The organism is Mucilaginibacter mallensis, from assembly GCF_900105165.1.
In the GTDB taxonomy this organism is placed as follows: Bacteria; Bacteroidota; Bacteroidia; order Sphingobacteriales; family Sphingobacteriaceae; genus Mucilaginibacter; species Mucilaginibacter mallensis.
This window is the reverse complement of sequence record NZ_LT629740.1, coordinates 1,821,378-1,834,719: the sequence shown is the minus strand read 5'-3', so window position 1 is coordinate 1,834,719 and position 13,342 is coordinate 1,821,378. Positions and strand designations below refer to the sequence as shown.

The following is a 13,342-nucleotide window of genomic DNA, read 5'->3' as shown; positions in this document are numbered from 1 at the left end:
CCATTCTAAAAACAAAAATTGATAATAAAGGGTGAAGGATTTGATTAAAACACTACCGGGGTAATAGTACTGCTTTAATCAAATCCTTCACCCTTTCTACCATTTTATGCAATTAGTAAGCCAAAGAGGAAAGGCTCTCCTCCAGAAGTTTCAACTTAGCTTCGGCATCATTTTTTTTCTTTAACTCAACCTCAATTATTTCAGGTTTAGCATTATTCATAAAACGCTCATTACCAAGCTTTGCGTTAACTGATTTTAAAAAACCGTCGAGATATTCCTTTTCTTTCAGCAAACGGGCACGTTCCGCAACGGGATCCACGCTTTCATTTAGGGGAATATAAAATTCATCCGTGTGTACCATAAAGCTGATAGCGCCGCTTATTTTATCATCAACAATACTTAATTCGCTTATATTAGCCAGCTTTGCAATGATGGGTTCATAAGTTTTATAATTAAGCGCTGAACCCGATTTTAGCGATAGCCCCAATATTTCTTTTGGCGAAATTTGTTTACTGTTTCTAATATTTCTTATTTGCGCTATTACTTGTTTTACGCTCTCAGTTTCGGTAAGTAACTGGGTATTAGTTTCCCCATTGTTAGGCAATTGCGCAACAATACAACAATCCTGCTCGATCCTTTCCCCAAATAGCTCATCATGCCAAAGTTCCTCAGTAATAAAAGGCATAAACGGATGGAGTATTTTCAGAATATTTTCAAAGAAGGAAATGGTTTTCTGATAGGTCTCACTATCGATCGGATGCTGATAAACAGGCTTGATCATTTCAAGGTACCATGCACAAAAATCGTCCCATACCAGCTTGTAGGTAGCCATTAATGCTTCCGATAACCGGTATTGCGCAAAGTCGGCCTCAATCTCAACCAAAGCCTGGTTAAAGCGGCTATCAAACCATTCAATAGCTATTTGATTAGGGTTTGGTAAGCTGTTATCAACCTCCCAGCCTTTAATTAACTTAAAAGCGTTCCATATTTTATTAGCAAAGTTACGGCCCTGTTCGCAATAGCTTTCATCAAACATCAGGTCGTTACCCGCAGGTGAACACAGCAACATACCTACCCTTACGCCATCGGCGCCAAATTTTTCAATCAGGCCGATAGGATCAGGTGAGTTACCTAGTGATTTAGACATCTTTCTTCCCAGCTTATCGCGAACGATACCGGTTAAGTAAACGTTTTTGAACGGCACCGCGCCCCTGAACTCATGCCCTGCCATAATCATTCTGGCTACCCAGAAAAACAAGATCTCGGGTGCTGTTACCAGGTCGTTAGTTGGGTAATAATAATTGATATCAGCATTATTCGGATCTTTAAAACCATCAAAAACTGATATCGGCCACAACCATGATGAGAACCATGTATCAAGAACGTCTTCGTCCTGGGTTAAGTCTACTGTTGTGAGTTGAGAGTTGTCAGTTGTGAGTTTTTGAGCCTCAACCAACGCTTCTTCTGCTGTTTTAGCAATCACATACTGCCCGTTTGGTAAATACCATGCCGGTATCTGTTGCCCCCACCAAAGCTGGCGACTGATATTCCAGTCGCGCACGTTCTCCATCCAGTGACGATAGGTGTTCTCAAATTTTTCAGGGATTAGTTTTATATCGCCATCCAACACATAATCAAGCGCAGGTTTAGCCATCTCACCCATCTTGCAAAACCATTGCATAGATAGTTTGGGTTCAATAACCGCGTCGGTACGTTCTGAAAAGCCAACTTGAGATTTATATTCTTCAATTTTCTCTAATGAACCAGCGTCCTCTAATAGAGTCGCAATTTTTTTACGGGCGATGAAACGATCCTCGCCAACTAATATCTGCGCTTTTTCATTCAGTGTGCCATCATCATTTAAAATATCAATAACCGGCAGGTGATGTTTCATCCCCAGCTCATAGTCATTCAAATCATGCGCAGGCGTAACCTTTAAACAGCCAGTACCAAAATCCATGGTAACGTATTCATCTAATATAATAGGTATCTCCCTGTTAATTAAAGGAATAATAGCTTTTTTGCCATGCAGGTGAAAATATCTCTCATCATTCGGGTTGATACAGATAGCCGCATCAGCCATGATAGTTTCAGGGCGGGTGGTAGCGATGGTTAGGAAGTCGGAAAGTCCGGAAGATGGTAAGTCCGCAAGATCGCTTTCGGTCTTCCCGTCTTTCGGACTTTCGGACTTAACAGCATACTTAATATAATAAAGCTTCTGATTTACTTCCTTACGAATAACCTCTTCATCTGATACGGCAGTTTTTCCCTGCGGATCCCAGTTTACCATGCGCACACCTCTATATATCAGGCCTTTTTTATATAGATCAATAAAGGTATCTATAACGGCTTCCGATAGGTCATCATCCATTGTAAAACGGGTGCGGTCCCAATCGCATGACGCGCCTAATTTTTTAAGCTGATCGAGTATAATACCGCCGTATTTCTCTTTCCATTCCCAGGCATAGCTTAAAAACTCAGCCCGGGTAAGATCTTTCTTGGCTATGCCACGCTCTTTTAGCATGGCCACCACCTTTGCTTCAGTGGCTATGCTGGCGTGGTCGGTACCCGGTACCCAGCAGGCATTTTTACCCTGCATACGGGCACGGCGAATGAGCACATCCTGTATGGTATTATTTAACATATGGCCCATGTGCAAAACGCCGGTGACGTTTGGAGGTGGCATCACGATAGTATAAGGCTCACGCTCATCAGGCACCGACCTGAAAAACTTGTGCTGTAACCAATAGCTGTACCATTTATCCTCTGCTTCCTTAGGCTGATATGTTTTATTAGAAATACTCATAGGGTGCAAAAATAATTATTTTTAGTTCATAGTTGATGGTTCATAGTTGCATTTAGTTTTTTTTATAAAAGATTATTACTCTATTTCCATGATCTTGCTATGAACTATGAACCATCAACTATCATCCCAATTTTCTGCAACAATAATTTTACAAAAGCGCTGTTATACATACAAATGCACTCATTTTCATGAAAACATTACCTGTAAGGCCTTTAGTACATTACATCCTTAAAAAATCGGGGGTGTATGCTATAATTAATTGGTTTAATCGTTAGTGACATCCCCCTGCTTCACTCGTATTACCGATAAATTATTATCTTTAAAAGTTTAATCATGATCTCATTATGAATGTAAAGCCCTTTAACCTGGTGCTTGCCGGTGCATTATGCCTTTCGGTAAGCGCTTTTGCCTTTGATGGCGGTAAAAATCCTAAAACAAATCCTGTTCACCCTAAAAAATTTATTGACCCGGCTAATATGGACCAATCCATTAAACCCGGCGACAATTTTTTTGATTATGCCAACGGCAACTGGATAAAGAACAATCCTATCCCCGCTAAAGAAACCCGCTGGGGAAGTTTCAGCATATTGCACCAGGATAATACCGACAAATTATTAAAACTGCTGAATGAGGTTAGCGCAACTCCCGGCCAGCCAAAAGGAAGCCTGAAACAACGTGTGGGCGACTTGTATGCAAGTGGTATGGACACCGTTACAATTGATAAACTGGGCTACACGCCTATAGCAGGTGATCTGGCACGTATTGATAAGATAACCGACCTGAATGGCATTATCAGTGAAATAATATATGAGCGTTTAAACGGCATAGGAAGCCCGCTATTTGGCTTTGGTGTGGGCCAGGATGATAAACATCCTAATAAAAACATAGTGAACTTTAACCAGGGCGGCACAAGCCTGCCGGATCGTGATTATTATTTAAAAAGCAGTGCACGCAATCAGGCTATTCATGATGCTTACACAAAATACGTTACTACCCTGTTTACATTAACAGGAACCAATGCCGATGATGCAGCTAAAAATGCATCGACTATATTCAATTTTGAGAAAGTACTCGCTAAAGCGCAGTTAAGCCGTGTTGCCATGCGCGACCCTAATGTCACTTATAATAAATACTCGGTGACTTATTTCAGCAGCATTACCCCGCATTTAAACTGGGCGCAATTATTAACCGCGTTGAAAACACCGGGCCAGGATACCGTATTGGTTGCCGAACCTGCATTTTTTATGGCTGCTGATACTTTGTTGGCTTCTACCCCCATATCAGATCTGAAAGTATATTTAAAATGGAATATCCTTAAAGGATCAGCTGGTGCGTTAAGCGCTCCGTTTGTAAAAGCTAATTTTGATTTCAGCGCCGCTTTAAGCGGACAAAAAGTGCAGACACCACGTAACGAGCGGATGTCGGGCCTGGTTGATGGTAGTTTGGGTGAATTGTTGGGGCAATTATATGTAGAAAAATACTTTACACCTGCCGCCAAGCAATATATGATTGACCTGGTGAACAATCTAAAGGAAACCCTGGGCGACCGTATTAAACGCCTTGATTGGATGAGCGACGAAACCAAACAGCGAGCACTTAAAAAATTAGCTGCCTTTACCGTAAAGATTGGTTATCCTGATAAATGGCAAACTTATGATGGTGTTGTAATTGACCGTAACGATTATATGGGCAACCTAAGACGTTTAAGTACATGGAGATATAATTACAATGTTAGTCAGCTTGGTAAACCTGTTGATAAAAAACGCTGGGGAATGACGCCGCCAACAGTTAACGCTTACTACAACCCTGCAAATAATGAGATCGTTTTCCCTGCCGGGATATTACAGTTCCCTTTCTTTGATTTTGGTGCCGATGATGCTGTTAACTACGGTGGTATAGGCGCTGTTATCGGTCACGAAATGACCCATGGATTTGATGATCAGGGCCGCCAGTATGATGCTGATGGCACCCTGCGCAACTGGTGGACTACCACAGATGCCGATAAATTTAAAACCCGCGCCGACCAGGTAGTAGCACAATACAACGCGTTTACCGTGCTTGATTCCATCCATGTAAATGGTAAGCTGACCCTGGGTGAAAACCTTGCCGATCTGGGTGGTGTAAATATTGCTTACGAAGCATTTAAGAAAACCAAAGAAGGGCATTCAACCACAAAAATTGATGGTTTTACACCTGATCAGCGTTTCTTCTTGTCGTGGGCGCAGGTTTGGAGAAGCGCGCAAAGGCCTGAATCAGCCGCACAGCGTATCTTAACTGACCCGCACTCACCTGAGCAATACCGCTGCAATGCCCCGCTTACTAATATTGATGCATGGTATACCGCATTTAATGTAAAGCCTGGTGATAAGAATTATAAGAAACCGGAGGATAGAATTAAGGTTTGGTAAGTTTAGTCTGAAGTCTATAGCCTTAAGTACTGAGTCAAAGCCCTCTGTTTATTGGAGGGCTTTGTTCTTTATAAGCCAATTACTGACTTTAGACTTCTGACTCAAGTCTTACATACTATTCCATATCTTTGCCACAATTTATGATAATCCATCAGTTTTACGACAAAGGCTTAGCGCATGCCTCATACGCTGTTATCCACACAGGAAAAATGATCGTTATTGATCCGGCCCGTGACCCGCAGCCCTATTATAATTTTGCTACCCTGCATGAGGCCGATATTGTGGGCGTGATTGAAACACATCCACATGCCGATTTTGTAAGCTCACACCTGGAGATACACCAAACAACCGGCGCGATCATCTACGTAAGCAAGCTTACGGGCGCCGAATACCCCCACGAGAGCTTTGATGATGGCGATAGCATCGAGCTGGATGATATCCAATTAAAAGCTATCAATACACCCGGCCATTCACCTGATTCTATCTGTATTTTATTGCAGAATGAATACGGAAACGATGTAGCTATTTTCACCGGAGATACGCTGTTTGTCGGCGATGTTGGTCGCCCGGATTTGCGTGAGGACGTGGGTAATATCACCGCAAAAAAAGAAGAGCTTGCCCGCCAGATGTATCACTCTACCCGTGATAAGCTGATGAAGCTACCAGAGCAAACTACCGTTTACCCGGCGCATGGCCCCGGCTCGCTATGCGGTAAAAATATAAGCCCTGATCTGCACACTACCATCGGCCGCGAGTTGCGCGAGAACTATGCCCTGCAATTAATGGATGAGTTGCAATTTGTTAAAGCATTAACCGAGGACCAGCCTTTTGTACCCAAGTATTTTGGCTTTGATGTAGCGCTTAATAAGAAAGGTGCACCAGCCTTTGATGCCAGCGTTAACAGTGTTCCGAAAGTGGCTCACGATACCTTGCTTGAAAAAAACATATTGATTATTGATACCCGCCCTAATGAGGACTTCAGAAAAGGGCATTTAAAAGGCGCTATCAACCTGCAGGATGGTGGAAAATTCGAGACATGGCTTGGCTCAATAGTCGGTCCGGATGAACAATTTTATCTGATTGCCGGTAGCGAAAGTGAACTGGATACAATGATCGGTAAAACAGGAAAAATAGGATACGAAAAAAACATCAAAGCTGGATTACTGACGCCAGAGAACCTTCATGAAGTATCTACCGATCTTGATCTGGACGATTTTAAAGCAAACACCGATAACTACAACGTAGTTGATGTACGCAACTGGGGTGAGGTAAACGGCGGTTTGCTCTTTGATAATGCAACCACTATCCCACTACCTGAATTGCGTGAGCGTATAAAAGATATTCCAACTGATAAACCAATTGTGGTACATTGTGCTGCCGGTTACCGCTCTGCTGCGGCTACCAGTATTATAGCGGCTAGCATTAAGAATGTTCCGGTTTATGATCTGGGTGAGGAAATTACATCAATAGTAAATAATTAAAAAGGCTGTCATGTTGAACTTGTTTCAACATCCCACGTGCAAAGTTTACACCAGGCAGGTTAATCGTCCTGTGAGATCCCGAAACAAGTTCGGGATGACGGTGGGGATATATGAACTATCAACCATTAACTATGAATCCTGAACTAAAGATCGTTCAAACTGCCGATGGCTCCAATACTATCTTCAACAGCGAAGTTGGCGAAAACTACCATTCGCGTCACGGGGCATTGCAGGAGAGCAGGCATGTGTTTGTTGAATCCGGATTAAAGCATTTTTTATCGGCCAACAAAAACGATAGTGTAAGTATTTTAGAAGTCGGCTTTGGAACCGGGCTTAACTTTCTATTATCTGCCGATTACTGCACTGCTGAAAATATACAACTTGATTACACAGGCATTGAGGCGTATCCGCTCACAACAGAAATGATCGGCCAAACAGGTTACGATGCGTACTTAACCCCAACGTTATGGGATACATTCATTCATAATTACCCAAACTCATTACAACAGGAAGTTGAGCTAAATCCCAACTGCAAACTGCAAATCGCCCACTGCAAACTGTTAGATTTTCAGTCGCACAAGTTATACGATGTAATCTATTTCGATGCATTTGCTGCTGTACATCAGCCCGAAATGTGGGATGAAGCAGCGATCACCCATACCCTGAAATTTTTAAAATCCGGCGGTGTGTTTGTAACCTATGCTATTACGGGCAACTTAAAACGCACTATTAAGGGCTTAGGCCTAAAGGTTGAAAAAGCTCCCGGCGCGCCGGGGAAGAGGGAGATGTTGAGAGCGAGTAGATGTGCAGATTTGTAGATGTGCAAATATGCAGATGCGAACATATCTTTAGCTTATTCAATAAATCTATAATTCATTAATTCAATAATTGGCCAAAATCTGCACATTTGCATATACGCACATTTGCACATTAAAAATTTGCACATCAAAAACATGCCTTTAATCCCACCAATCACTGCCCCTACTCCTGCTACTGCGTTTGAAAGATTGCTCACCATTATGAATGACCTGCGGATGAATTGCCCGTGGGATAAAAAGCAAACGCTGGAGAGCCTGCGCCATTTAACAATTGAGGAAACCTATGAGCTATCAGATGCCATATTAAGCGGTGATATGCCCGAGATCCGCAAGGAACTGGGCGATATTATGCTGCACCTGGTTTTCTATGCTAAAATCGGTTCGGAAACTGGTGATTTTGATATAACCGGGGTACTCAATGGCATTTGCGACAAATTGGTTAACCGTCACCCGCATATTTATGGCGATGTGGATGTGCAGAACGAAGAGGATGTAAAACGCAACTGGGAACAGATAAAGCTGAAAGAGGGTAATAAATCTGTTTTAGGAGGTGTACCATTATCCTTGCCTGCACTTGTAAAAGCATCACGTATACAGGAAAAGGCCCGTGGTGTTGGGTTCGACTGGGAAGAAAAAAGCCAGGTATGGGCCAAAGTGGAGGAAGAATTACAGGAGTTTAAGGATGAATTTAATGTAGAGGATGAAAGCACTATCGACCATGAAAGGGCTGAAAGCGAATTTGGCGACCTGCTGTTCTCCCTCATTAACTATGCCCGCTTCATCAATATAAACCCTGAGGACGCTCTGGAAAAAACCAACCGTAAATTCATTAAGCGTTTTCAATACCTGGAAAGCAAAGCAAATGAAAGCGGCAAGCAATTACATGATATGAGTTTGGCCGAGATGGATGTATTTTGGAACGAGGCTAAGAAGTTATAATCAACTCTCAACTTATTGTCATTTCGACCAGAGGGAGAAATCTTCTGTAATAGACATAACCGTAATGCATATCGAAGAAGATTTCTCCCTCTGGTCGAAATGACAACCGGCTATTTAAACCTTATCGCCTTCACCGGCGATATTTTACTCACCAGCGTTGATGGTATGATCAATACCAACAAGCAAATAACCAAAGTACCCAAATTTAGCATTATCCCATCAAACCAGGTAAATTCTATCGGTACAAAGCTCATATAGTATGATGCCGGATCGAGTGTAAAAAAGTGGGTGTGCATTTGGAAAAAGCCCAAACCATAGCCTAAAACATTGCCCAATATTAAGCCAAGGCCGATCAGGTAAAAAGAATTATATAAAAATATCTGCTGAATGCTCCAGTTATTGGCCCCCATAGCCTTAAACATGCCTATCATTGATGTACGCTCCAATATCATGATCAACAGGGCCGATATCATGTTGATTACCGCTACAATCAGCATCAGCGTTAGCATTACTATAGTATTAACGTCCAACAGATTAAGCCACTCAAATATGGTTGGATAGCTCTGTATAACGGTATACGCTTTAAGTTTTGGCGATAATATCTCATCAATATCGGCGGCGGCAACTTGCAATTGCTCAAAATCATTTGCCCTGAGTTCATAACCGCCAATTTGGTTGGGATCCCAGTTGTTAAGGCGTTGTATTAATGACATCGCACCAACTACATAGGTTTTATCAACCTCGTCAACCCCTGAACTATATATCCCCACGATCTTAAACCGCCGCACGCGCATAGGCTGCTGTACAAAATACATGATCAGCTTGTCGCCCAGCTTTAGCTTAAGTCTGTTGGCTGTTTGCTCAGATATCATGATCTGTTTTTGCGCTTCCAGGGTATCGGTAAAATCAATAACGGTACCGGCTATCAGCGTTTTTTTGAAGAACGACCAGTCATAAGTTTTATCAACCCCTTTTAAAACAACACCCTCAATTTCGTCATTAGCCCTTATAATGCCCGTTTTGGTGGCGAAAGGCATAACGTAGGTAACCATCTTCGTCGCCAACGCTTTTCTAACAAAAGCGGAATCGGCTAAAAAGGGGGAGTTTTCGTAAGAATTATTCAGATCAAATTTTACTACCTGTATATCGCCCGCGAAGCCGCGGATCTTTTCCCTGATCTCTTTTTTAAAGCCACGTACTACGGCCAACGACAATATCATTACCCCAAGCCCGAGCATAATGCCTACTATAGCTATACGTACAATCAATTTTGAAAACGTACGCTTAGACTTAAAAGTAATACGACTGGCGATAAATGAAGCGAAGCCCAATGCAGAGATGTTTTTTGTACCTTCGCAAATATGCAGTTTTGCTGTTAAAAATGACGCCTAATTTATGATGATGAGGAAAAATATTCATTCGATCACTATAATAGCCTGTTTAATATCATATACTGTTGCCGCGCAAAACGTGCCTGCTGCCCGTCATAAAGCGTCGCACACAAAAACTGAAAAAATTATCCCGGGGGCCGACCAAACCCAGCTTTATGTTAATTACCTCAAGGGTAAGAATATAGGCATGGTGGTTAACCAAACTTCAGTAATTGGCGATAAACTGACACCGAGTGTGGATAGCCTGCTTAATCTTGGCATCAGCATAAAAAAGATCTTCGGCCCTGAACATGGCTTCAGGGGAAATGCCAGCAATGGCGCTACTGTAAATGACAGTACCGATCCTAAAACCGGTCTGCCGGTAGTTTCGCTATACGGCAATAAACATTATAAACCCACCCCGCAGGATTTAAAAGGCCTTGACCTTGTGATATTTGATATACAGGATGTTGGCGCACGTTATTATACTTATATATCAACCCTGCATTATGTAATGGAGGCCTGCGCCGAGAAAAATGTGGAGCTAATGATACTCGACAGGCCTAATCCCAACGGCTTTTATGTTGATGGCCCGATATTGGATACCGCATTTCATTCCTTTGTAGGTATGCACTCTGTGCCCATAGTACATGGCATGACCATTGCCGAATACGCTCAAATGATAAACGGCGAAGGCTGGTTAAAAAATCACGTGCAATGCAAGTTGAAGATCATTAAGGTTGCAGGGTATTCGCATAGTTCAAGTTATACTTTACCGGTATGGCCATCCCCTAATTTAAATTCGCAGCAATCTGTTTTGCTTTACCCGGGCTTGTGTTTGTTTGAGGGAACAACACTTAGTTTGGGCAGGGGAACCTATACGCCTTTTCAGGAGGTTGGGCACCCGGCTTTAAAGGATAAATATTCGTATAATTTTACGCCGGTTAGCATACCGGGCATGAGCGAAGATCCGCCGCAAAAAAACCAGGCTTGTTACGGCATCGACCTGAAGAATTATAATACCAACATCATAAAAACTACCGGCAGGCTAAATTTAAGCTGGTTAATTGAATTATATAAGGCGTTCCCTGATAAACAGCATTTTTTTAATGCGTATTTTGCAAAACTTGCCGGGGGCGATGAACTGAGAAAACAAATTGAGGCCGGCAAAACAGAACAACAGATCCGCTATAGCTGGGAGCCGGCGCTAAGCAAATACAAAAATATGCGCCGCAAATATTTGTTGTACAATTAAACAAATGTTTGTAAATTGTTACGTACTGTTTACAAACATTTGTGACTGACTTTTTTTACTGAATACATCACTTAATACCACGAAAAACCTTACCATGAGAATTGTATTTATGGGTACTCCCGCGTTCGCTGTAACATCACTTGATGCTTTAATTAAATCTGGCTGTGATATAGTGGGCGTTATTACAGCCCCTGATAAACCTGCTGGTCGCGGGCAAAAGATAAGCCAAAGTGCTGTAAAAGAATATGCAGTTGCAAATGATTTAAAGGTACTTCAGCCTGAAAAATTAAAGGACCAGGCTTTTTTGGATGAACTGCAGGCATTAGGGGCCGACCTATTTGTTGTAGTAGCTTTCAGGATGCTGCCCGATATTGTTTGGACTATGCCGATACGAGGAACTGTAAACTTACATGCATCATTACTACCCCAATATCGCGGCGCGGCACCAATAAACTGGGTGCTGATAAATGGCGAAAAGGAAAGCGGCGTTACCACCTTCTTTTTAAAACATGATATTGATACCGGTAACTTATTATTTACTGAAAAAATAACCCTGACCGGTAATGAAACTGCCGGCGAACTGCATGACCGCCTCATGAATAAAGGTGCAGGCCTGCTGGTAAAAACTGTTAAAGGCATTGAAAGCGGCAGGTACAGCGAATACCCGCAAAGTCAGCTGGTTGAAAATGAAGAACTAAAGCACGCCCCCAAAATATTTAAGGAAAATTGCCTTATTGACTGGAATCAGCCTACTGACAAAGTTTATAACCTCATCCGGGGCTTAAGCCCCATCCCTACTGCCTACACCTTACTCAATGGCAAAATACTTAAAGTTTATAAAGTTGAAAAACAGGAAACCAAGCCTGATATACAACCCGGCCATTTTGTAACCGACAATAAAACGTATCTATCATTTGCAACAGCTGATGGTTTATTAAACCTTGTTGATGTGCAACTTGAAGGTAAAAAGCGTATGGGTATTGAAGAGTTTTTACGGGGTGTTAAGCTGTAATTAATATTCCTCATTGTCATTTCGACCGGAGGGAGAAATCTTCTACGATTTGCATATTCGCCTTGCTAAAGAAGAAGATCCTTCACTAACGTTCAGGATGACAAAGGGATATATCCGACTCACGAATATCGGGCAGGGATGTCACCCTGAGCGGTAGTCGAAGGGTGAGCGCAGAGGCCTTTGCCCGCATACTTCGACTACCGCTCAGTATGACATCCTTTTTAATCTTCCAGATATCGTTCGGTATGACAAGGGTTTATGTATCAACCCAAAGTCAAAATAACGCCGCGTGTACTAACTTCTGCTTTATCTCGTTATTTTTGGAACGATTTTTAAATTACGGCATGGCAAATTATACCCATAGGATAGAACAGTTAAAGGCAGAAATCGAGCCCCTTCGCAAACAATTGATTGACCACAGATTATATAAACACATTAATTCACTTGCTGAATTAAGCGTTTTTATGGAACATCATGTTTTTGCGGTGTGGGATTTTATGTCGCTGTTAAAAGCCTTGCAGCAAAAACTCACCTGCACTACCCTGCCCTGGATGCCTGTTGGTAATGCCAATACCCGTTACCTGATCAACGAAATTGTTACCGGCGAAGAAAGCGACATGGATGAACATGGCAACCGTGTTAGTCATTTCGAGCTTTATTTAAACGCGATGGAACAGGCAGGTATACAGGCAAATGCCATTGACGACCTGTTTAATGAGCTTAACTACGGTAAAAATATTGACGAAGCCCTTATAGTTGCTGATATACCTTTAGCAGCCCGCAATTTTGTTCAGCATACTTTTGATGTAATTGATACTAACAAGCCGCATATACAGGCTGCAGTATTCACCTTTGGCCGTGAGGACCTGATACCTGATATGTTTATCAGCATAGTAAAAGAGATCAGTCAGCAGTTGCCTGGTAAAGTTGATACATTATTATACTACCTGCAAAGGCATATTGAGGTTGATGGCGACCATCACTCAAACCTCGCCTATCAAATGACGGCCGATCTTTGCGGTGAGGATGACCGTAAATGGAATGAAGCTTTAGTGGCAGTTAAAGAAGCACTGCAAGCCCGCATAGCCCTTTGGAATGGCATTTTGAATGCGATTAAAGCACATGTGGTGGTTGAGTAATGTCAAACATTGTCATTTCGAACGAGGTACGAGGAGAAACCTTCTGCGGCCTTGCATTAGCGCCATTTATTTTCGCAGAAGATCTCTCACTAGCGTTCGAGATGACAATTAGAA

The 13,342-nt window shown here is 42.3% G+C and carries 9 protein-coding genes; 7 read left to right on the top strand and 2 right to left on the bottom strand.

The annotated features are described in order from the left end of the window. Nucleotides 1–112: 112 nt before the first annotated feature. Entirely contained in the window at nt 113–2,806 is a 2,694-nt protein-coding gene (locus BLU33_RS07435; RefSeq protein WP_091370844.1) for a valine--tRNA ligase, read from the bottom strand. A gap of 344 nt (nt 2,807–3,150) precedes the next feature. On the opposite strand from BLU33_RS07435, the gene BLU33_RS07430 reads away from it, so the two are divergent. From BLU33_RS07430 to mazG, 4 genes are all read left to right on the top strand, one after another. Beyond that, a complete protein-coding gene (locus tag BLU33_RS07430; RefSeq protein WP_091370843.1) occupies nt 3,151–5,214 on the top strand; it encodes a M13 family metallopeptidase in 2,064 nt (687 codons plus the stop codon). Nucleotides 5,215–5,354: 140 nt separating this feature from the next. Next, nucleotides 5,355–6,695: an MBL fold metallo-hydrolase gene (locus BLU33_RS07425; RefSeq protein WP_091370841.1), complete on the top strand. Its 1,341-nt coding sequence runs from the start codon at nt 5,355–5,357 to the stop codon at nt 6,693–6,695. 131 nt (nt 6,696–6,826) lie between these two features. Next, on the top strand, nt 6,827–7,513 hold the full coding sequence (mnmD, locus tag BLU33_RS07420; RefSeq protein WP_091370839.1) for a tRNA (5-methylaminomethyl-2-thiouridine)(34)-methyltransferase MnmD: 687 nt from the start codon (nt 6,827–6,829) through the stop codon (nt 7,511–7,513). Nucleotides 7,514–7,648: 135 nt separating this feature from the next. After that, nucleotides 7,649–8,452, top strand: a complete 804-nt coding sequence (gene mazG, locus BLU33_RS07415) for a nucleoside triphosphate pyrophosphohydrolase (protein ID WP_091370837.1) — start codon at nt 7,649–7,651, stop codon at nt 8,450–8,452. A gap of 110 nt (nt 8,453–8,562) precedes the next feature. On the opposite strand, the gene BLU33_RS07410 is transcribed toward mazG, so the two are convergent. Continuing rightward, entirely contained in the window at nt 8,563–9,720 is a 1,158-nt protein-coding gene (locus BLU33_RS07410) for an ABC transporter permease (RefSeq protein ID WP_232009415.1), read from the bottom strand. 127 nt (nt 9,721–9,847) lie between these two features. Here BLU33_RS07410 and BLU33_RS07405 point away from each other — a divergent pair, with 127 nt between their 5' ends. From BLU33_RS07405 to BLU33_RS07395, 3 genes are all read left to right on the top strand, one after another. Beyond that, the gene (locus BLU33_RS07405; RefSeq protein WP_317040564.1) at nt 9,848–11,077 is read left to right on the top strand and encodes an exo-beta-N-acetylmuramidase NamZ family protein; all 1,230 of its coding nucleotides are present in this window, start codon (nt 9,848–9,850) and stop codon (nt 11,075–11,077) included. A gap of 94 nt (nt 11,078–11,171) precedes the next feature. Beyond that, nucleotides 11,172–12,089 carry a methionyl-tRNA formyltransferase gene (gene fmt, locus BLU33_RS07400; RefSeq protein ID WP_197684578.1) on the top strand — a complete coding sequence of 306 codons (918 nt, stop codon included), beginning with the start codon at nt 11,172–11,174 and terminating at the stop codon, nt 12,087–12,089. A gap of 209 nt (nt 12,090–12,298) precedes the next feature. Continuing rightward, nucleotides 12,299–13,228 carry a DUF3050 domain-containing protein gene (locus BLU33_RS07395; RefSeq protein ID WP_232009414.1) on the top strand — a complete coding sequence of 310 codons (930 nt, stop codon included), beginning with the start codon at nt 12,299–12,301 and terminating at the stop codon, nt 13,226–13,228. Nucleotides 13,229–13,342 lie beyond the last annotated feature (114 nt).

Coding starts and splice junctions, on each gene's coding strand:
- fmt (WP_197684578.1), top strand. CDS start 11,172: ATGAGAATTGTATTTATGGGTACTCCCGCGTTCGCTGTAACATCACTT.
- BLU33_RS07395 (WP_232009414.1), top strand. CDS start 12,299: ATGACATCCTTTTTAATCTTCCAGATATCGTTCGGTATGACAAGGGTT.
- BLU33_RS07430 (WP_091370843.1), top strand. CDS start 3,151: ATGAATGTAAAGCCCTTTAACCTGGTGCTTGCCGGTGCATTATGCCTT.
- mnmD (WP_091370839.1), top strand. CDS start 6,827: ATGAATCCTGAACTAAAGATCGTTCAAACTGCCGATGGCTCCAATACT.
- BLU33_RS07425 (WP_091370841.1), top strand. CDS start 5,355: ATGATAATCCATCAGTTTTACGACAAAGGCTTAGCGCATGCCTCATAC.
- BLU33_RS07435 (WP_091370844.1), bottom strand. CDS start 2,806: ATGAGTATTTCTAATAAAACATATCAGCCTAAGGAAGCAGAGGATAAA.
- mazG (WP_091370837.1), top strand. CDS start 7,649: ATGCCTTTAATCCCACCAATCACTGCCCCTACTCCTGCTACTGCGTTT.
- BLU33_RS07405 (WP_317040564.1), top strand. CDS start 9,848: ATGATGATGAGGAAAAATATTCATTCGATCACTATAATAGCCTGTTTA.